We start from the raw sequence: 18,092 nt of genomic DNA on the forward strand, positions 1-18,092 counted from the left end.
AGGAGCCAAGGGATCGAATACGCCCAAAGTCGTCGTTATTGTGAGGCTCCGCGTATCTGTTCAATGGCTCGGGCGGCAAATCTACCCGACAAAGACCCGTCTGCGGCTGCTTCCAATGCAGGCAAAGCGGGGGATGCTTTCCCGCCGATTTCACCCAATGCGTTGGCGGCTTCTTTTCTGACAAAAACCGAAGGGCTGCCCAACAGCATGATCAGTTCCGGAACGGCTGGGGCTGCGTCAGCTCCAAAGAGCGCCAAAGACTGAGCCGCGTCACGTTGTTCCTTGGCATCTCCGCGCATCAGATCAGCTTTGAGGCTCGCAACTGTCGTGCTCGGCGGAAGCGCGGCCAATTGAAGGCCGTTTTTCAAGCGATTGTTCAAATGCTGATGCTCGCCGATCCATCGCACGATAAAGAAATAATCGCGCACCGCTTCGCCCAGAACCTTCTCGTTTTTTCCATTCTGCCATTGTTCGATCATTGCACGCGCGCTGCTTCGATCGCCATTCAAGGCCAGAACCGACGCTGAAAATGGCATCAACTCAACTGCCTGCGGGTTTCGGTCCAGCTCAGACCTAATAACGGCCTCTGCACCTTTCAGATCATTCATCGCAAACAGCGCAGCACCTTGAAATAGCGCGTAGTGGCTGGGGTATTCCGGGTCGAGGCGCATTGCAGCCTGTACAAATGCCAGCCCTTCTTCTGGCTCGCCACCCGCGATCAAGGCCCATCCCATTGTCACATGCGCTTCAGGGTCGCTTGGTTGCAGGGCAATGGCTTTCGCGGCTTCTTGTCTCGCTTCTTCTGTTCCCCGACTTACACCCTCGGCGCTGTCCCAGTCCGGAAGGTTGAGAGCGACTATTGCCCTGATGACGTGGATAAGCGAGGTGTCCTGATGCGTCAGTTCACGGTAGTATTTATAGAACAGCCCGATATGCATCTGCTCTTCAGCATTCGCAAAGCCTGACCAGTGGTGGAAGATGTGCGGTCGCAAATGTACCATAGCTAACATCGCCCAGGCGCGCGCATAATTCGGGTCCAACTCGACAGCCCGCTCAAAATGCGGAATTGCGGCCAGATTGTCCTGTTCATTGAAGCGTGAATAAAGCGCCCACCCGCGCTGGAACGCTTCGCGCGCCTCGATCTTTTCAGTCTCTATGTTTTCGATAGCAATCCGGCTTTGCGTGTCGAGCGGGACATCCAACTCGCGCGCAATCGCCAGTACAATGTTGTTTTGCAGGTCGAAGATCTCATCGATTTCACCGTCGAAACGTTCCGCCCAGATCAATCTGCCGTTCAACGTGTCCGTCAGGCGGATGTTGACCCGAAAACCTTCTCCGCTACGTCTAAGGCTTCCATCAACGACATAGCGAACGCCCAGTTTCTCGGCAAAACCTGCCACATCAATGTCGCGGTCCTGAAATGCAAAGGATGTGTTTCCGGCGATGACAAATAACCCTGATATGCGGGACAAGTCCGTTATCAGATCCTCGGAAACGCCATCTATCAACATCTTGTTGGACGCGTCGCTGGTGAAATTCGTCAAGGGAAGCACGGCGATCGAGGGCAGGTCCGGCAGAGGGTAAGCCATCTGTGCTTCAGAAGCGCGCAACTGACCCTTTTCCCATGTCTTTGTCCCGATATACCCGGTCGCGCCCAACACGATCAGGATTGCAGCTAGCTTCATTAAACGCGGCGCTTTCTTCGTTTTTTGCTTTACCGCCGGGGTCAACGCATCTGTTTCGACGCGGAACGCCTCAATGGGGTCCGCGATATTCTTGACGGATTGCGGGCCAATTGGCGTAAAGGCGAAGGGCACCTTGTTGCGCGCGTATCCGACAATCGCCTGCGAGGCGATAATCCCCCCAGGTTCTGCCAGCGCCTCAAGCCGTGCGGCAACGTTGACACCATCACCCAGGATGTCATCGGCGTTCGAGACGACATCGCCGACATTCAAACCGATCCGAAAAACGATTGCGCGATCAGGTTCGGTATCCGAGTTTCTTTTCGACAGTTCGGCCTGTATCTCGACTGCAGCGCGAACCGCATCGACTGCGCTGGGGAATTCGATCAGAAAACTATCACCGGCTGTGTTCGCAATGCGCCCTGAATACCCGGCGATCAAGGGCTCGATAACTTCAGCGCGGATCCGGCGCAGCTTGTCGATGGTGCCTTCTTCATCCAAGCCAACCAATCTTGAATAGCCTGCGATATCGGCGGCTAAGATGGCTGCTAATCGACGATTTGGCCGGCTTTCCATAGTCTCGCAGCCTACCATTTAGCCATTTTTCTGGGAACCGGTTTTCAAGGTACCGGTTTTGCTCCGGTTTTTGAAATCCCCCGACCTGTTATCTGGATGGCAATGGAAGCCCGGACTGCTGGGTTTTTAGACAAAAGCGGTCTGGGCAATCTGTCGGCTCTGCGTGTTGTCGGATTTGCATGGCGTCGCGCGTCCTTGCACAATGCGACCAACGCATGGAGGCGAAAATGATCTACGCAATCACAATTTATGGGGAACCGGGCGTGTTCGAGGCATTGCCGAAAGATCGCCAGGACGAAGTGATGTCAGGCCATCGCGCCCTGCAAGCGGTTTTGTCGGAACGCGGAGAGTTTGTGTCGATAAAACTGATGCCGCCAACGTCAGCGGTAATGGTCGAACCGGCGGCGTCCGAAGGTGCTGCCCCCCTGATCACCGATGGTCCGTTTTCCGAGACCAAGGAAAACTTCCTTGGGTTTTACGCCGCTGATTTCAAAGATCTTGAAGAAGCGTTGGAACATGCAAAACTGATCTCTTCACCGGTCGCGCGGCTGGAAGTTCGGCCTGTGGCCTGGGCCGGGGGTGCCATATCGTCGGAATAGATCATGTCAGACTGGCTGGAGGCCACATTTGCTGAACAACGCCCGCGCGCCATTGCTGCCCTGACGCGGGCTTTTCGGGATCTGGACACCGCAGAGGAGGCCTTTGCCGACGCCTGCCTGAAAGCCTTGGCGGTTTGGCCTCAGGACGGGGCGCCTCGTGATCCATTGGCATGGCTTCTGGCCACGGCTCGGAATGCGGGTCTGGATGATTTACGCAAATCCCGGCGGCGCGCGGCAATCCTGTCGCGCCACGCAGAGGAGTTTCAACCGATGCCGGCGGAAACACCCGACCCTGACGAGATGCGGGATGATGTCCTGCGCTTGCTGTTCATCTGTTGTCACCCGGAACTGGACCGGCGGGATCAGATCGCCATCGCCTTGCGGGTGGTCGCGGGGCTGAGCGTCGATGAGATCGCCAGCGGATTTCTGGTCAAGTCCAAGACCATGGAACAGCGCATTACCCGCGCCAAAAAGAAAATAGCAAATAACCCGGTCGCCTTTGAAACGCCAAGCCCGGCTGAAAGACAAGCCCGGTTGGGCGAAGTCTCGACAATGGTTTATCTGATGTTCAGCGAAGGGTGGTCGACCTCGGCCGGGCCGCAGCAAATCAAGCTCACGCTGTGCAAAGAAGCGATCCGGCTTGCCCGCCTTCTTGCCGCATTGTTCCCTGCAATGGGCGAGCAGGCCGCATTGCTGGCGCTGTTGTTGTTTCAACACGCCCGGCGCCGGGCCCGGATTGACGCGGAAGGCAAGCTCGTCGCACTCGACGATCAGAACCGCGATCTTTGGGATCGCTCGAATATCGCTGAGGCTACATCCCTGTTGCAAAAAGCCCAGCGGATTGGCCACCGCGGGGTCTATGTCATCCAGGCTGCAATCGCCCAGGCACATGCCTGTTCAACCTCGTCCGAAGAAACCAACTGGGCGTTAATCGAAAGCCACTACGCCGCCCTTTACGCATTGCAGCCGACACCTGTGATCCGGCTCAACCAGATTGCCGCACAGGCCAAGCTACACGGCGCACAATATGCTTTGAAGGCAATGGATCCTCTGTCACAGGAGCTGTCCAACTATCGTTGGTTTCACGCGATGCGAGGTGGCCTTTTGCAAGAAGCGGGGGATCATAAAGACGCCATTTCCGCCTTTGAAACCGTGTTGGCGCTTTCTCCCACCGCGTTGGAATGCGACGTGATCAACGAAAAAATCAAAATTAGCAAAGAAGAATTGGAGGGCCTGTAGGAAAACACACTCCTCATACGTCCTTGGGTCAGACCCGTATGTGGCGGGCGTAACCAACGGAGGTACCCATGAGTATACTTGAGATGACGGCTGTCGGAAATTCAGGATGGATCGGGCATTCCGGGCCGGATCAGAGCAAGGCCAAATCCTTTTATCAGGATGTGCTGGGCTGGACGATCAGCGATATGCCGATGCAGGATGGGTCAAGTTATTCGGCCGCAGTTGTGGGCGAGACCGCTATCGGAGGCTTTTCACCAATGCCGGAAGAGCGTGGAAGCTGGACGATCTTCTTCACAGTGGCCGACGTGGATGCGAGTGTTGCAAAGGCCGAAGCCAAAGGCGCCACAGTTCTTCAACCCGCGATGGATATGCCGGGTGTCGGGCGCATGGCCACGCTGAACGACCCGCAAGGTGCCCGCTTTGCATTGATCACTTATGAAAGCATGAGACCCTGAGAACTGCCTGAAAGGAGGGCGCAGATGGAACAATATTCGCACATCGTGCAGGTTATTGCGGCGGTATTTGTCTGGGTAACCGTTCCACTGGCGACTGCTTTTGGCCTGCGTCGGTCCAGGGCGGGTATCCATCCGTTATGGGATGGGGGCAACAGGCTCTTGCGCGTAATGCGGTCACATGGAAACTTCGTCGAATATGTTTCGTTCACGCCGTCGATCCACCGGCAGCCTGAGGCATCCAGCTGATGCCGGTGGATGAAACCCTCAACGCATGCATTCGTGACGCTTTGGCCGCGCATGTGGGCATTTCAGAAAAGCGCATGATGGGTGGCAATTGCTTTTTCTTGAACGGCAACATGCTGTGCGGGGCGCGGCGGCATAACGACGGGCTGGGCCGTTTCATGTTCCGGGTGGGCAAGGACAACGAAAGCATTGCGCTGGCGGACCCTGAGGCTCAGGAAGTGATTCACGGCGCACGCAAACTGGGTGGTTTTATCCGCGTGGATGAGAGTGATTGCGATGACGCCGCTTTGCTGCGCTGGTTACACCTTTGTCTCGAACACGCCGCAGCCCTTCCCGCGAAAGACTGAACGGAGAAATCAATGGCCAAATTTGAAAGTTTCTCACCCGCAGCGCTTGGTTTTCTAAGGGACTTGCGGGCCAATAACACGAAGGAATGGTTTGCAGCCAACAAGGCAGTTTACGAGACCCATTTGAAGGAGGCCAGCAGGCACTTCGCGGATAACATGGCGGATGCCTTGCGTGATCTGACTGGCCAGACCCACAGCAGCAAGATTTTTCGTGTTCATCGGGATGTCCGATTTTCCAAGGACAAAACACCTTACAACGCACACCTGCATATTGCGTTTATCCCTGACGGGAATGCGGATCAGCCACCGATGTGGTTCTTTGGGCTCTCACCTGACGATCTGGCGCTTGGCTGCGGGGTGTTTCAGTACGAAAAGGAAGCGTTGGATGCCTTTCGAACAGAGATGGCAGGCCCCAAGGGGGCAGTGGTGATACAGCTTGCCGCTGAGATGCGAAAGCGTGGATTCCGGGTCGGGGATCCTGAATTGAAACGTGTTCCCTCCGCTTTTGACAAAGATCATCCAAATGAAGAAGCATTGCGCCGCAAAGGCTTTACCGTCTGGACGGATCTGGGAAATCCCGCCTTTGCAATCGAACCAAACCTCATTGAAAGAACTATAGAATTGTTCGACGACCTCTTACCTGTTTTTCTGCTGCTTTCTCGGGTCGAGTAACCCCATCTTTCCATATGCGGGGAACATAGGCTCGATGGATATCGCCAAGGTGCCGACCTCAATCGTTCAACGCTGTGTCTGAAAAGTGAGAGATAAGTATGCAGCTTCATTTTGGGTCGCACCTGTGTGCCACGCCGCTCCAGTGTTTGCCCTCTGTTTTTTCTGTTTGGATATGGTGGAGCCTGCGGGAAACGCCGCCGAACGCCTGATACACTGATCGTAAATACTATTGTAGATTTCTTGTTTGCACTGTGGCTTCTCTTGAAGTCACACTTGAAGTTGCACAACCTGCTACGGTGTACTGTGTACGTCCAAACCTTTACGAGGCCAGCTGTCTTTTACTGGTGGGGAAGGTTGCGGCTGGCCTGCATTTGCTGAACATCGTCGGGCCATGTGGAGCGTATGTAACCCAGCACGTCCAAAATATCTTCGTTAGTCAGCGTGCCCTCGAAACCCGGCATACCACTGTTGAAGTCTTTAATGCCGCGTGCTGCCAATGCGTCTGTCCCACCTAGTCTGGTGTACTCGAACAGTAACTGGTTGTCGTGGTGCCAAGTGTGCCCTGTCACGTCATGTGGTGGCGCGGGCAACACCCCGTCATCGTTGGGTGTTTGCCAGTCAGGTTGTCCTTCCAGATTCACTCCATGGCATGAGGCACAGTGCACTGCGTAGAGTTCCTGCCCATTCGCTAGGTCTCTATCTATCAACTCATGATCTGCAGCAAGGCTCGTACCAATGCTGCATATAGCCAGTGCGCAAAGGTGATTGTTCATCTCTACCTACCTTAACTCGGAAGCGTTAGTACGCTCGTGAGTGTCGCCGTTGTCGCCAGCACCACTAATACGATTATTGCCTCAACCTCGATGGATCGGGCGAGGCGTTGCGCTGCTATTGCCTCTCCACTTTGCATGGCCGGAACAAATCGGAGCTTGTTGGCAGCGGCGAGGATCAACAGCAGTGCCACAAGAAACACCTTGATCAAAAGCGTCTGCCCGTAGCCGGTGAACAAGAGCCCTTGGAGATTGCCGACAAGCAACCAAGCCATCCACAGACCCGCCGTGACTAGCGTTGGCACAATAAGTGCAGCAGCCTGTCCAAACCTGTGCCCTAACACTGCTGCATCTGTCAGGTGTTCAGGCATGAGAGCCATACTCCGCAGCGGGCCAAATATACCCACCCAAAAGGCCACACACAGCAGGTGCAACAGCAGCAACAATTGGACGCCAACACTCTCCAGTTCCGGTACATGTCCGATCTGTGCAAAGGACCACATGGCCAATGTGCCACCCAACAGCGCGATCCATAGACCAAAGCGAGGAACAGACAGTCCCACAAGGATCAAAACTGCGCCTGAAAGGCGATAAGCAAGTACGTCGCCTACGGAGGTCTGCCAAAGCAAGCCAAGCATCTCTGGATCGACCATGCCGTCAACTCCGCCCGTTAAGGCGGCTCCTCGGAGCATGAAACCAAATACCGTTGCTGCGAGGGAAAGCCACGCCAAGACCAAGGCTTGGCGTTTCATCGCAAGGCTTACCGGCGCGACTAGTTCGGAAAAAAGGCACTTAACGGCGACAAGCCCGGTGGACCCAGCAAAGCCGATGTAGAGCACCAGCTTTGCGAGGATTGCGACAACTCCCCAAATGTCTGGCATGCTCATTCCACGGAAAAGGAAAACTCGCCCTGCATCGCATGGCCGTCTTTACCTAAACCACGCCACTCGATGACATAGGTGCCGGTTCCATTGCCCGGCAGTGGGATCGTGAACTCCTGACTAAAACTTGTCTGGTCCCCCAAATCTAGGCTTACTGCCGAGTGTTCTTCATGGGCCATCTCTATCCGCGTCAGCCGGATGTCCTTGGTGAAGCTGAGGCCAATTTCAGCGGGCACAGAGGTTACAGTCGCCCCATTGGCAGGTGTCGTTTCTTCGGCCTTGGAATGCGCCAGTACCCCGCTGGGAATAGCAGCCATGATTGCGAGAGTTACGATCTTTTTCATGGTCCTGTCCTCAATTTATTCCGTTGGCACGTTGAATTTCACGAATGTACGCGATCACCATGGCAACGTCACCTCGCGTCAATCCCTCGACCGGCGGCATGTCACCAAACTGCCAATGATGGCTTCTTACACCTTGTGAAACCGCCCTCTGAAAGGCTTCGTCAGCGTGGTGGCTGGGCTCGTATATCTTGTGGATCAGAGGCGGTCCCGCGCCTTCTACACCGACCGCATTGACGCCGTGGCAAGCAGCGCAAGAGACATCAAAGACACGCTGACCGATTACTGCGTTGCCCTCGATTGGCGGCATCTGAATTGCGACTATGGCGCCGCCTGTGCCTGTCTCTGGCGATGTGGCCTCTTCGATTGGGCCGGGCCGAAGGGTTATGAAAGCGGCGACGGCTGCGACGGTGCCTGCGCCGATGAATAAGAGACTTTTTCTCATGAGTTGATCCTGACTTTTGGAAGCTGGTAGTGCTGCGATTCACTGCGAACAGCGGCACGCGCAGGTCGCAGAATTTCGCAAGGATTTACGCTGCTTCAAAAGTCAGGGGGCTTGTAAGGGTTATCCGGCTCAATCGGCTTGGCTTGGGCTCCAACCTGGAACTCGGGTGCAATTTCACGTTGACTCTTCGCGGCTTCCCCGATTTGGGCGAGCAAAACAACTGCTTGGCAGATAGTGGGATTACACTCGCCGGTTCCTGAATTGTCCGGGTCGTGGTGGCTGTGTAGGGTCGATTTGGCGATGCTGTTATTCGCCACGAAAATGTGTTCTGCCGATTGCATGTGGCTTTCACAGCCAAGACCGATGCAGCCATCCGATCGCGCGTGAGCAACGCCAACAAGCCCGGTCAGGATGACCAGAATGCCAGCGAGTACCAATAGTGAGTATCGTCGGATGACCATGGTTCAGGACGCTACTGCAGTAGACCAAGCATGACAACGCCAGCCCTTTGGTTTTTCGGATCACGACCAGTTTTTTGTTCGGACAATTGATTGAAGCTTCCCCTTTTCCTAGACAGCAACACGAGAAGGACCGTCTTAATACCCCCCTAACTGCAGTGATTTGGGCGACGCTGTGGTTGAGTGTTGACATGTGTCAAAGCGTAGTTTGCCAAGTTGTTGGCAAGGTGCTTCGCAAATGGGTCAGAGCATCAGCATAAAAGCAACCCGGGGAACGGTGGCGTTTTTGGCTATACTCATAGCTATGGCCGCATGCACGGACAGGCATCACCACGGTGACTGGCACGGCCATGGTGCAGAGGGTTGCTATGGACCTCACCATGACGCTATCGGCGAAGCTCGTTGTGGGGCGTTTGAGTAAGCTACTTAGCAAAGGCGCACTCGCAAACAACCAGTTTAGCCAGTTTATGTTTGGTGATCACGAGGCCGCTGTTGATAGTGAACAGCCTCATCTGACTGGTCCAGTTTGATTGTTAGTGCATCGTCGGCCTCTGATCCGTTGGAATGATGTTTTCCGGGGCTGGTGGGCGACAGATCAATGCACTGCCCGACGTTTGGTGCTTGGTCTTGTGTCGGGCAAGGGCCAACGGAAGTAGTAGATGCCGTGTCGGGACAGAGAGAGATATGCATACAGCTTCATTTTGTGTCACACCTGTGTGTCACACCGCTCTAATGCTTGCTATCTGGTTGTATTGTTAGGTTTTGGTGGAGCCTAGGGGAGTCGAACCCCTGACCTCTTGCATGCCATGCAAGCGCTCTCCCAACTGAGCTAAGGCCCCATCATTGTACCATCGGTACGGTGGACGGACGTTTAGGAGACAGCGGCAGCGAGTGCAAGTCCAAAGTTTGAATCGGGCGCGAATTTTCACCCGGGCTGCTCCTCAGGTGAAAAAGGCGACCCTGGGGATCGCCTTTTACTTGGTCAGTTGTCGTCGTCTGATGACATGTCGGTGATGTCGTCCAGAGAAACATCATCATTGTCGTCATCATCATCGTCCAGCAGATCGTCATCCAAATCCACGTCGACGTTGTCATCATCGTCCAGAACCAGATCGTCATCCGCCGTGTTTTCACGTGCTTTGACCGAAGCTGCGTCTTCTGCATCCGCCGAGATCATACGGCTTTTGGATGTTTCAAGCTCCACGATCTCGCCAGTGTAGGGGCTGATGATCGGGTCCTTGTTCAGGTCGTAAAACCGCTTACCGGTTGTCGGGCAAACACGCTTTACGCCCCATTCTTCCTTGGGCATGTCAAATCCCCTTGATATCAGGTGAGTCGTCTAAATGATTCAGCTCACCTGCCACAGGCAGAGGGCACTGTCAAAGTCTTTGCGCAAGAGAGGTCGCGATATGGGAGAGCACGCATTGCCAGGGACACCGCCGGTGCCACTGAGATTGCGCAAATCGGCTCGGGCGCGGCGTATCAGCCTGCGAATCTCCCAGCTGGATGGGCGCGTCACGTTGACTTACCCGAATGGCGTGCCGGAATCTGAGGCCTTGAGTTTTGCGCGCACCAAAGAAGGGTGGATCCGGCAGCATCTTCAGGGTCGGCCCGATATGACCACCGTGCAGTTTGGGCAAGTGATCCCGATCGAAGGGAAAGCGCGCCGAATCGTTCCTGCAACCGGGCGGCGGGTTCTGCTGAATGCAGATGAGGTTGCCGTGCCCACAGGAGCCGAGGCCCGCAGGTTGGGCCGGTTCCTGAAGGAACTGGCGCGGGACCGGTTGACCGGAGCCTGTGATGATTATGCAGCCATGCTGGGGCGTTCGTACACGACACTCAGCCTGCGTGACACGCGGTCGCGTTGGGGGTCGTGCAGCTCGCATGGCGGATTGATGTTTTCGTGGCGCCTTATTCTGGCGCCTCCTGATGTGTTGCACTATGTTGCGGCGCATGAGGTGGCACATCTTGCCGAGATGAACCACTCACCTGCCTTCTGGGCGCAGGTCGAAAAGATATTTGGCCCGTATAAGCCGCCCCGCCGCTGGTTGCGCGACAACGGGGCCGAGTTGCATCGCTACAGATTTGATACCGAGCCGAGTTGACGTGGCGCCTTTTTGTGATCACATGAGCATATGTTGACCGCGCGCCCTTCCGAAACCCAGACCGCAACACATGACCGGGTGTACCGGGCGCTGCGATCCCGGATCATGCATGGTGAGATGGCACCGGGGCAGGCCCTGACCCTGCGGGGCATCGGCAAGGAATTCGGTGTTTCAATGACCCCGGCGAGAGAGGCGGTGCGCCGCCTGGCCGCAGAAGGGGCATTGTTCTTGTCCACATCGGGCCGGGTTTCAACCCCGGAGTTGACGAATGACCGGATTGAGGAACTGGCTGCCTTGCGCGCATTGCTTGAGGTCGAACTGGCAAGCCGGGCCTTGCCCAGGGCACACATGGCCCTGATAGACCGGTTGCAGAGCATCAACATGACGGTTGCCGAGATGGTGACCAAACGGGATGCGGTTGGCTATATCCGCTCGAACCTGGAATTTCACCGAACCCTGTATCTGCGCGCTCAGGCCCCTGCGATGCTGGCCATTGCTGAAACCGTCTGGCTGCAACTTGGGCCGACGATGCGGGCGCTTTATGGGCGTCTCAGACGCGCAGAGCCGCCACATAATCACAAGCTGATCATCGCCGCGCTCAAGGCAGGCGACGAGCCAGGCTTGCGGCTGGCAGTGCGTTCGGATGTGACGCAAGGGCTGCGTTTGCTGGTCAGCTGAGCGGCTTCCTGCCGACATCGACACAGCGCCCTTCCAAGGTGTCACGGTTCTGGCCTGCGCAACCCGGCTGGGTTATTCTTGCGGCAAATCACAAACAAGAGCAGACCCAAACCATGATTACTCGCCGGACCTTTTCCATTTGCCTCGGATCAACGCTTTTGGCCGCCTGCACGGGTGGCGCCACTCCGTCCAGCACGCCTGCATCCCGGATGCGGGCAGTCCCCAATGCCGGGTGGGATGCCTGGGTTGCCGGTTTCAAGGGCAGGGCAGTGTCGCAGGGGATTTCCCGGACGACCGTTGACCGCGCCTTTCAGGGGGCCGGGTATTTGCCCGACGTAATCGAACGCGATCGAAATCAGGTCGAATTCAAGCGCAGCCTCGAAGATTACTTAGCCATCGCGGCGTCGGACGAGCGGATCAGCACCGGCCAGCAGATGCTGCGGCAACATAACGGCACTCTGTCACGGATCGAGGCGCAATATGGCGTGGATAAGGAAATCGTCGTGGCCGTCTGGGGGCTGGAAAGCCGCTATGGCGCGCGCCGCGGTGATGTGCCTGTTGTATCGGCGTTGTCGACGCTGGCTTATGATGGCCGGCGCGGGCAGTTCTTTGAAAGCCAGCTGATCGCGGCGATGAAAATCCTCCAGAACGGCGATACCACGCCCGCTAACATGACTGGCAGTTGGGCCGGGGCGATGGGGCACACGCAGTTCATTCCGACCTCGTATCTTGCCTATGCCGTGGATTTCACCGGCGACGGGCGGCGCGACATCTGGTCAGACGACCCGACAGATTCGCTGGCTTCGACCGCTGCTTATCTGGCGCGTGCAGGTTGGGTGCGGGGCCAACCCTGGGGCGGAGAGGCCGGAACCGTTTCCGGTACTCCGGTGGCCGTATTGCAGCCGCAAAAACCTGGCCCCCGCATCGCCGTGTTCCGCAATTTCCAGGTGATCAAACGCTACAACAACTCGGACAGCTACGCGATTGGTGTCGGTCATCTGGCGGACAGGATCGCGGGCGGCGCGCCGTTTCAGGCCTCGTTCGGGCCGGATGCAAACGGGCTGACACTGGACGACCGCAAGGAATTGCAGCGCCGCCTGACATCTGCGGGGTATGACACGCAAGGTGCAGATGGCGTGATCGGAAACAACACCACCACAGCCATCAGCGCGTATCAGAGCGCCAATGGTCTGCCCGTGACAGGTGAGCCTTCGGTTGCGTTGTTGCGCAGGTTGGGTGGCTGACGGTTACGCCGCCAGCCCTTTAGATCCGATATCAAGGAATTTCTGACGGCGGTCCTTTATCAGGGCCGCCCCATCCTTGCCGTCCAGTTCAGTCAACATGGCGGTGATGGCCTTGCGCACCGCCTCAACCGTTGCCGGACGATCGCGATGTGCACCACCCTTGGGTTCCGGGATGATCCGATCACATACGCCCAGCTTGTGCAAATCCTGTGCCGTCAAACGCAGTGCCTCGGCCGCTTCACGCATTTTTTCGGCATCTTTCCACAGGATCGATGCGCAGCCTTCCGGCGAGATCACCGAATAGACCGAATGCTCCAGCATCGCCACGCGGTTGGCGGTCGCAAACGCCACAGCGCCGCCCGAGCCGCCTTCGCCGATGATGACCGAAACCAGCGGCACGCCGATTTTCAGGCACATCTCAGTCGACCGGGCAATCGCCTCGGATTGGCCGCGTTCCTCGGCCCCTTTGCCGGGATAGGCGCCAGCGGTGTCGATCAGGGTAATGACAGGCAGTCCAAAACGCCCCGCCATCTCCATAAGACGCACGGCCTTGCGATAGCCCTCGGGGCGGGCCATCCCGAAATTACGTTCGATACGCGACTTGGTATCGCTGCCTTTCTCGTGGCCGATCACCATCACCGGCTGATCGTTAAAGCGCGCAAGACCACCGATAACGGCCAAATCATCGGCAAAATTGCGATCTCCGGCCAGAGGAGTGAATTCGGTGAACAGTGCGTCCACGTAATCCTTGCAATGCGGGCGTTCCGGGTGACGCGCCACCTGGCACTTCCGCCAGGGTGTCAGGTCGCGATAGAGTTCATCCAGCAGCTTGGAGGCTTTGGCATCCAGCGCGGCGGCTTCTTCGGCCACATCCATTTCTTCGTTGGCACGAGCCAGCGCGCGCAGCTCTTCAGCTTTGCCTTCGATCTCGGCCAGCGGTTTTTCGAAATCCAGATACTGGGTCATGACGCCTCATCTGCGTAAAATTTCCTAGCTATATGCCGCTGGCTGGCCTCAGATGCAACTAGATGACACTGAAGCGGCGTCGTTCATGTCAAAAGCCGTTGATCAGATTGAGAGATTCATTTGCTTGCCAGCACATTCCCGACATGCCCAGCAAAACAATCGCTGATATCGACCTTTGAGGAAATTCACCCCTGCTAAAGCACGGGATAGAGCGAAACCACAAGCAGCACAGCCATTGTCCAGTTGAATATGACCAATCTGCGCGGGTTCGTCAGCATTCGTGCCATCTGCTGTCCTAAAACGGTCCATGTGCTGACCGATGGTAAGTTGACGGCTCCGAAGACAAACGCAACGATGGCAATCGCATACATCGTTCGATCTGGCGTATAGGCCGTGGTGGCGGTCAGGGCCATGGCCCAGGCTTTTGGATTTACCCATTGAAACGCTGCGGCTTGCAGGAATGTCATCGGCACGCCGGTCGCCTCGGCGCTGTTTGCCGGCGCGGCATGTGCAATCTTCCAGGCCAGATAGAGCAGATAGATCACCGACAGGATTTTCAGCACTGTATAGCTGACGGGATACCGGTCGAAGACCTGCACCAGACCGGCGCCGACAAGCAATACCATGAAGGTAAAGCCAAGCCCAATGCCCAACATATGCGGGATCGAGCGTCGAAAGCCGAAATTCGCCCCCGAAGCCATCAGCATCAGGTTGTTCGGCCCCGGTGTGATCGAGGTTACGAAGGCAAAGGCGATCAGGGCCATCAGGATGTCATAAGTCATGGGGCGAAGTATTGTCCGCGCTGCGGCAAATGAAATTGCTTTTTTGTGCGTGTTTCCTGTAGTTGTGCAATCAATGATGAAAAATGACCGGATAAACCGCCAGATATTGCAAGAGCTATCTCGCGACGGACGGATCAGCAATCTGGATCTGGCCGAGCGTGTGGGCCTTTCCCCTTCGGCCTGCCTGCGCCGCGTGCAAGAACTTGAGCGGGCCGGGGTGATCACGGGGTATCGCGCGGTGCTGGACCCGGCGGCGATGGGTATCGGCTTTGTCGCCTACATCGGTGTAGGGCTGGGCGAGCATACGAAGGCCGCGCAGGAGGGGTTTGAACGCGCGCTCCAACAAGCGCCGGAAGTTGTCGAGTGCCACAACATAACAGGAACAATCGAATACTTGCTGCGGGTCGAATGTGCAGACCTGCCGTCTTACAAGACCTTCCATACCGAGGTGTTGGGAACGCTGCCGCATGTCACCTCGATCACATCCTATGTGGTTATGGGTTCGCCCAAGAATTTACGGGCGTGACGTCTTGAATTGTGAAGGCACACTCACTTGCAGGGCGAAAACTCACGGCCTAATGTCGTGGAAATGACGTTGCCAGGGGATATGCACAGCCATAACGGCACGCAAACAGGGAGATTACGATGAAACGCGTTCGAACAGTGGCGGCCGCAGTTGCCTTGTCAGTGGTTGCCGGGGCTGCCTTGTCTGCCCCGCTGAAACTGCAACCTGCCAACCCGCAGCCTTCTCCGAAGGCAGGGCTGAATGTGAAATACATTGGCACGGGCAATCAACACAAGAAGATCCGCGATCTGAGTCAGGCAAAAAGCATGCTGTCCAAAGCACAGCCTGGGCAACCGCTGCAGGGATTGGATTACAGGGACACCAATCAGGGTGACAATGTCATGACATTTGACGGAGCTTACAATGTTGCCGCCGAGATTACGGGATATATGCGGTTCGACTCGCCTGGGGTTTACGAGTTGGAAACCTGGTCGAATGACGGGATAGAAGCATTCGTCGGAGGCCAGAATATCGGCTATGTCACGGGTATTCAGGGCTGCGAGGCCAACCAGCGGACCGAAGTCGAAGTGCCCAAGGCCGGGTGGTACCCGCTCAAGATTATCTATTTCCAGAAGCTTGGAACATCCTGCCTGATGATGAAGTCGGGTAAAAAAGGCGAAAGGTTCACCTGGACGCCGAATGCTGTCTTTGGGCGGTGACGCCAGAAAACACCTGAAAAAGGCGCCAGGGCAGGCGCCTTTTTTTGTTTCTCAGCCGTTGGCCGCGATCAGTTCGGCCTGTGCCACGATCACTTCGGCCTGCTTGATCGACGCGATGTCGACCAGACGTCCTTTGTAAACTGTCGCACCTTCGCCATTGGCTTTGGCCTGTTCCATCGCGGCGAGAATTTCTCGGGCCTCTGACACGGCTTCTTCTGATGGGGTGAACACCTGATTGGCCAGCGCGATCTGCTTGGGGTGGATCGCCCATTTACCGACCATGCCCAGCGTGGCCGAGCGTTTGGCCTGCGCAATGTACCCCTCGTCATCGCTGAAATCACCGAAGGGCCCGTCGACTGGCAGCACGCCATGGGTGCGGCACGCGGCAACGATGGCGGCCTGTGCCCAATGCCATGGGTCGGACCAGTGTTTCGCACCCTCGTGCAGCATGTAATAATTTTCCTGCGTGCCGCCGATGCCGGTTGTCTGCATCCCCATCGAGGCAGCAAAATCCGCAGCTCCCAGGCTCATAGCCTGCAAACGGGGCGAGGAGGCCGCGATTTCTTCGGCATGGGCGATGCCAGCTGCGGATTCGATGATAACCTCGAAGCTGATCGGTTTGGCACGACCTTTGGCGCGTTCAATGGCAGTGACCAGTGCGTCTACCGCATAGACATCCGCCGCGCAGCCGACTTTGGGGATCATGATCTGATCCAGACGGTCGCCCGCCTGTTCCAGTACATCGACAACGTCGCGATACCAGTACGGGGTGTCCAATCCGTTGATGCGAACGGACATGTATTTGTTGCCCCAATCCACGGTGTTCAGTGCTTCGATGACATTGGCGCGGGCCGCATCCTTGTCCGAAGGTGCAACCGAGTCTTCAAGATCGAGGTTGATCACATCCGCAGCGGATGCTGCCATCTTCGGGAACAGTTTGGTGTTCGACCCCGGGCCAAACAGCTGACAGCGATTGGGACGCGCCGGTGCGGCAGGTTGGATGCGAAAGCTCATCTGGACCTCGTCTAAGTAATGAAATTACGATTTTCCTGCTCAATGAGGTATTAAATTGCGCGGTGCGGCGCAAGAGCGATTGTGCACATGCGGCAATGCGGTTGCAGAAAGCAGCTTCAAAACTGCCCGAGTGGGGTGATTAAAGTTTAATCACTTTAAAAACTTCGAAGATTTTTGCGCACATCGAGAACACTGCGCAAGAAACTCGCGCATAGGCCGTGGTTGACGGGCCAAAACGCGAAGCGCTCGTTTTACCGCTTCTCTAGCCTGCCCCGGAATCAAAGGAGTGACCGCAATGATCGAGACACCGTACCTGCTGTTCCTGGGCGATGCGCCCGACCAATTGGCGGCCAAAGTGGCTGTTGGGATCAAGGACTGGCGTCCGGAAAACGCCGTGGGCCAGTATCGAATGGACGGCTGCAAGGCCGATCTGGGCTTGGCTGACATGACCCTGACCGAAGCGAAGGAAGCCGGTGCCAAGACACTGGTGATCGGTGTGGCAAACCGCGGCGGTGTGATCAGCCAGGACTGGAAAAAGGTTCTGGTCATGGCGCTTGAGGAAGGGTTCGACCTGGCCTCGGGGTTGCATAACCTGCTGCGGGATGAGCCGGACCTGGTAGCGGTTGCCGAAGCAACAGGACGGAAACTGCACGACGTGCGGGTGCCTGAAATCAATTATCCGATTGCAAACGGGATCAAGCGCAAGGGCAAGCGGTGTCTGGCCGTCGGAACAGACTGTTCGGTTGGCAAGATGTACACCGCGCTGGCGATGGACGCCGAGATGCGTGAGCGCGGGATGAAATCGACCTTCCGCGCGACCGGCCAAACCGGCATCCTGATCACCGGTGACGGTGTGCCGCTGGATGCAGTCATTGCTGACTTCATGGCGGGTTCGGTCGAATGGCTGACACCGGACAATGACGATGATCACTGGGACCTGATCGAAGGGCAGGGGTCATTGTTCCACGTATCCTATTCCGGCGTGACCATGGCACTGATCCATGGCGGCCAGCCGGACGCCCTGATCCTGAGCCATGAACCGACCCGTGCGCATATGCGCGGCTTGCCAACCTATCAACTGCCGACATTGGAGGCCCTGCGCGACACCGCGCTGGCACTGGCCAAAGTGGCAAACCCGGATTGTCAGGTTGTTGGCGTTTCGGTCAACACGCAGCACATGTCCGAGGCTGACGCGACCGCCTACCTGGCCAAGATCGAAGCGGATATGGGCCTGCCTGCGACCGACCCGTTCCGCTTTGGTTCGGGCAAGCTGGTGGACGCGCTGGCCGCAATGTGATCTGAACAATGCGCCGGAGGCGGGGCTGTTTCGCCTCCGGCGTGAGTATTTGGGAAAAGATGAAGGAACGGGTG

At 56.7% G+C, this 18,092-nt stretch carries 22 protein-coding genes and 1 tRNA gene; 12 read left to right on the top strand and 11 right to left on the bottom strand.

What is annotated here, in order from left to right; translation table 11 throughout:
* Positions 1-35: 35 nt before the first annotated feature.
* Entirely contained in the window at positions 36-2,276 is a 2,241-nt protein-coding gene (locus ACR0DY_RS03875; protein ID WP_480492737.1) for a HEAT repeat domain-containing protein, read from the bottom strand.
* A 209-nt stretch (positions 2,277-2,485) separates the two neighbouring features.
* Here ACR0DY_RS03875 and ACR0DY_RS03880 point away from each other — a divergent pair, with 209 nt between their 5' ends.
* The 6 genes from ACR0DY_RS03880 (at position 2,486) to ACR0DY_RS03905 (ending at position 5,813) form a co-directional block, all read left to right on the top strand.
* Complete coding sequence (locus tag ACR0DY_RS03880; protein WP_480483831.1) at positions 2,486-2,857, top strand: YciI family protein; 372 nt, start codon at positions 2,486-2,488, stop codon at positions 2,855-2,857.
* Between the two features lie 3 nt (positions 2,858-2,860).
* On the top strand, positions 2,861-4,096 hold the full coding sequence (locus ACR0DY_RS03885) for an RNA polymerase sigma factor (protein WP_480487247.1): 1,236 nt from the start codon (positions 2,861-2,863) through the stop codon (positions 4,094-4,096).
* Positions 4,097-4,164: 68 nt separating this feature from the next.
* Positions 4,165-4,551 carry a VOC family protein gene (locus ACR0DY_RS03890; protein WP_480483829.1) on the top strand — a complete coding sequence of 129 codons (387 nt, stop codon included), beginning with the start codon at positions 4,165-4,167 and terminating at the stop codon, positions 4,549-4,551.
* A gap of 24 nt (positions 4,552-4,575) precedes the next feature.
* Positions 4,576-4,797: an MAPEG family protein gene (locus ACR0DY_RS03895; RefSeq protein ID WP_480487245.1), complete on the top strand. Its 222-nt coding sequence runs from the start codon at positions 4,576-4,578 to the stop codon at positions 4,795-4,797.
* Positions 4,797-5,141 (top strand): TfoX/Sxy family protein, encoded by a 345-nt coding sequence (locus ACR0DY_RS03900; RefSeq protein ID WP_480897833.1) that lies wholly within the window; start codon positions 4,797-4,799, stop codon positions 5,139-5,141. Before ACR0DY_RS03895 ends, ACR0DY_RS03900 begins: the two co-directional genes overlap by 1 nt.
* 12 nt (positions 5,142-5,153) lie before the next feature.
* Positions 5,154-5,813, top strand: coding sequence for a DUF2461 domain-containing protein (locus ACR0DY_RS03905; RefSeq protein ID WP_480483826.1), 660 nt, complete (start codon positions 5,154-5,156; stop codon positions 5,811-5,813).
* Positions 5,814-6,151: 338 nt separating this feature from the next.
* Here ACR0DY_RS03905 and ACR0DY_RS03910 read toward each other — a convergent pair whose 3' ends face one another.
* The 7 genes from ACR0DY_RS03910 to ACR0DY_RS03940 form a co-directional block, all read right to left on the bottom strand.
* Positions 6,152-6,586, bottom strand: coding sequence for a c-type cytochrome (locus tag ACR0DY_RS03910; RefSeq protein ID WP_480897835.1), 435 nt, complete (start codon positions 6,584-6,586; stop codon positions 6,152-6,154).
* A gap of 11 nt (positions 6,587-6,597) precedes the next feature.
* On the bottom strand, positions 6,598-7,464 hold the full coding sequence (locus ACR0DY_RS03915) for a copper resistance D family protein (RefSeq protein ID WP_480483824.1): 867 nt from the start codon (positions 7,462-7,464) through the stop codon (positions 6,598-6,600).
* A gap of 2 nt (positions 7,465-7,466) precedes the next feature.
* Positions 7,467-7,808: a copper resistance CopC family protein gene (locus tag ACR0DY_RS03920; RefSeq protein WP_480483823.1), complete on the bottom strand. Its 342-nt coding sequence runs from the start codon at positions 7,806-7,808 to the stop codon at positions 7,467-7,469.
* A gap of 10 nt (positions 7,809-7,818) precedes the next feature.
* A complete protein-coding gene (locus ACR0DY_RS03925) occupies positions 7,819-8,250 on the bottom strand; it encodes a c-type cytochrome (protein ID WP_480483822.1) in 432 nt (143 codons plus the stop codon).
* Positions 8,251-8,345: 95 nt separating this feature from the next.
* Entirely contained in the window at positions 8,346-8,591 is a 246-nt protein-coding gene (locus ACR0DY_RS03930) for a hypothetical protein (RefSeq protein ID WP_480483821.1), read from the bottom strand.
* Positions 8,592-9,471: 880 nt separating this feature from the next.
* Positions 9,472-9,547 (bottom strand) — tRNA-Ala (locus ACR0DY_RS03935).
* Between the two features lie 143 nt (positions 9,548-9,690).
* Positions 9,691-10,017: a TIGR02300 family protein gene (locus ACR0DY_RS03940; protein WP_267366159.1), complete on the bottom strand. Its 327-nt coding sequence runs from the start codon at positions 10,015-10,017 to the stop codon at positions 9,691-9,693.
* Positions 10,018-10,117: 100 nt separating this feature from the next.
* On the opposite strand from ACR0DY_RS03940, the gene ACR0DY_RS03945 reads away from it, so the two are divergent.
* The 3 genes from ACR0DY_RS03945 (at position 10,118) to ACR0DY_RS03955 (ending at position 12,735) form a co-directional block, all read left to right on the top strand.
* Complete coding sequence (locus ACR0DY_RS03945) at positions 10,118-10,813, top strand: M48 family metallopeptidase (protein ID WP_480483820.1); 696 nt, start codon at positions 10,118-10,120, stop codon at positions 10,811-10,813.
* Positions 10,814-10,843: 30 nt separating this feature from the next.
* Positions 10,844-11,491 carry a GntR family transcriptional regulator gene (locus ACR0DY_RS03950; protein ID WP_480483819.1) on the top strand — a complete coding sequence of 216 codons (648 nt, stop codon included), beginning with the start codon at positions 10,844-10,846 and terminating at the stop codon, positions 11,489-11,491.
* 113 nt (positions 11,492-11,604) lie between these two features.
* Positions 11,605-12,735 carry a lytic murein transglycosylase gene (locus tag ACR0DY_RS03955; protein ID WP_480483818.1) on the top strand — a complete coding sequence of 377 codons (1,131 nt, stop codon included), beginning with the start codon at positions 11,605-11,607 and terminating at the stop codon, positions 12,733-12,735.
* A gap of 3 nt (positions 12,736-12,738) precedes the next feature.
* On the opposite strand, the gene ACR0DY_RS03960 is transcribed toward ACR0DY_RS03955, so the two are convergent.
* Complete coding sequence (locus tag ACR0DY_RS03960) at positions 12,739-13,701, bottom strand: acetyl-CoA carboxylase carboxyltransferase subunit alpha (RefSeq protein WP_480483817.1); 963 nt, start codon at positions 13,699-13,701, stop codon at positions 12,739-12,741.
* A gap of 194 nt (positions 13,702-13,895) precedes the next feature.
* Positions 13,896-14,483 (bottom strand): LysE family translocator, encoded by a 588-nt coding sequence (locus tag ACR0DY_RS03965; protein WP_480483816.1) that lies wholly within the window; start codon positions 14,481-14,483, stop codon positions 13,896-13,898.
* 73 nt (positions 14,484-14,556) lie between these two features.
* Between ACR0DY_RS03965 and ACR0DY_RS03970 the strand changes: the two genes are divergently transcribed.
* The gene (locus ACR0DY_RS03970; RefSeq protein ID WP_480483815.1) at positions 14,557-15,009 is read left to right on the top strand and encodes an Lrp/AsnC family transcriptional regulator; all 453 of its coding nucleotides are present in this window, start codon (positions 14,557-14,559) and stop codon (positions 15,007-15,009) included.
* Between the two features lie 119 nt (positions 15,010-15,128).
* On the top strand, positions 15,129-15,707 hold the full coding sequence (locus ACR0DY_RS03975; RefSeq protein ID WP_480487229.1) for a PA14 domain-containing protein: 579 nt from the start codon (positions 15,129-15,131) through the stop codon (positions 15,705-15,707).
* 51 nt (positions 15,708-15,758) lie between these two features.
* On the opposite strand, the gene ACR0DY_RS03980 is transcribed toward ACR0DY_RS03975, so the two are convergent.
* Complete coding sequence (locus ACR0DY_RS03980) at positions 15,759-16,721, bottom strand: L-malyl-CoA/beta-methylmalyl-CoA lyase (RefSeq protein ID WP_480483813.1); 963 nt, start codon at positions 16,719-16,721, stop codon at positions 15,759-15,761.
* Between the two features lie 295 nt (positions 16,722-17,016).
* Here ACR0DY_RS03980 and dgcN point away from each other — a divergent pair, with 295 nt between their 5' ends.
* Positions 17,017-18,018 carry an N-acetyltransferase DgcN gene (dgcN, locus tag ACR0DY_RS03985; protein WP_480546167.1) on the top strand — a complete coding sequence of 334 codons (1,002 nt, stop codon included), beginning with the start codon at positions 17,017-17,019 and terminating at the stop codon, positions 18,016-18,018.
* The last annotated feature ends 74 nt before the right edge of the window (positions 18,019-18,092 follow it).

The organism is Ruegeria sp. O6 (assembly GCF_056535045.1).

Coding starts and splice junctions, on each gene's coding strand:
- ACR0DY_RS03875 (WP_480492737.1), bottom strand. CDS start 2,276: ATGGTAGGCTGCGAGACTATGGAAAGCCGGCCAAATCGTCGATTAGCA.
- ACR0DY_RS03880 (WP_480483831.1), top strand. CDS start 2,486: ATGATCTACGCAATCACAATTTATGGGGAACCGGGCGTGTTCGAGGCA.
- ACR0DY_RS03885 (WP_480487247.1), top strand. CDS start 2,861: ATGTCAGACTGGCTGGAGGCCACATTTGCTGAACAACGCCCGCGCGCC.
- ACR0DY_RS03890 (WP_480483829.1), top strand. CDS start 4,165: ATGAGTATACTTGAGATGACGGCTGTCGGAAATTCAGGATGGATCGGG.
- ACR0DY_RS03895 (WP_480487245.1), top strand. CDS start 4,576: ATGGAACAATATTCGCACATCGTGCAGGTTATTGCGGCGGTATTTGTC.
- ACR0DY_RS03900 (WP_480897833.1), top strand. CDS start 4,797: ATGCCGGTGGATGAAACCCTCAACGCATGCATTCGTGACGCTTTGGCC.
- ACR0DY_RS03905 (WP_480483826.1), top strand. CDS start 5,154: ATGGCCAAATTTGAAAGTTTCTCACCCGCAGCGCTTGGTTTTCTAAGG.
- ACR0DY_RS03910 (WP_480897835.1), bottom strand. CDS start 6,586: ATGAACAATCACCTTTGCGCACTGGCTATATGCAGCATTGGTACGAGC.
- ACR0DY_RS03915 (WP_480483824.1), bottom strand. CDS start 7,464: ATGCCAGACATTTGGGGAGTTGTCGCAATCCTCGCAAAGCTGGTGCTC.
- ACR0DY_RS03920 (WP_480483823.1), bottom strand. CDS start 7,808: ATGAAAAAGATCGTAACTCTCGCAATCATGGCTGCTATTCCCAGCGGG.
- ACR0DY_RS03925 (WP_480483822.1), bottom strand. CDS start 8,250: ATGAGAAAAAGTCTCTTATTCATCGGCGCAGGCACCGTCGCAGCCGTC.
- ACR0DY_RS03930 (WP_480483821.1), bottom strand. CDS start 8,591: ATGCAATCGGCAGAACACATTTTCGTGGCGAATAACAGCATCGCCAAA.
- ACR0DY_RS03940 (WP_267366159.1), bottom strand. CDS start 10,017: ATGCCCAAGGAAGAATGGGGCGTAAAGCGTGTTTGCCCGACAACCGGT.
- ACR0DY_RS03945 (WP_480483820.1), top strand. CDS start 10,118: ATGGGAGAGCACGCATTGCCAGGGACACCGCCGGTGCCACTGAGATTG.
- ACR0DY_RS03950 (WP_480483819.1), top strand. CDS start 10,844: ATGTTGACCGCGCGCCCTTCCGAAACCCAGACCGCAACACATGACCGG.
- ACR0DY_RS03955 (WP_480483818.1), top strand. CDS start 11,605: ATGATTACTCGCCGGACCTTTTCCATTTGCCTCGGATCAACGCTTTTG.
- ACR0DY_RS03960 (WP_480483817.1), bottom strand. CDS start 13,701: ATGACCCAGTATCTGGATTTCGAAAAACCGCTGGCCGAGATCGAAGGC.
- ACR0DY_RS03965 (WP_480483816.1), bottom strand. CDS start 14,483: ATGACTTATGACATCCTGATGGCCCTGATCGCCTTTGCCTTCGTAACC.
- ACR0DY_RS03970 (WP_480483815.1), top strand. CDS start 14,557: ATGATGAAAAATGACCGGATAAACCGCCAGATATTGCAAGAGCTATCT.
- ACR0DY_RS03975 (WP_480487229.1), top strand. CDS start 15,129: ATGAAACGCGTTCGAACAGTGGCGGCCGCAGTTGCCTTGTCAGTGGTT.
- ACR0DY_RS03980 (WP_480483813.1), bottom strand. CDS start 16,721: ATGAGCTTTCGCATCCAACCTGCCGCACCGGCGCGTCCCAATCGCTGT.
- dgcN (WP_480546167.1), top strand. CDS start 17,017: ATGATCGAGACACCGTACCTGCTGTTCCTGGGCGATGCGCCCGACCAA.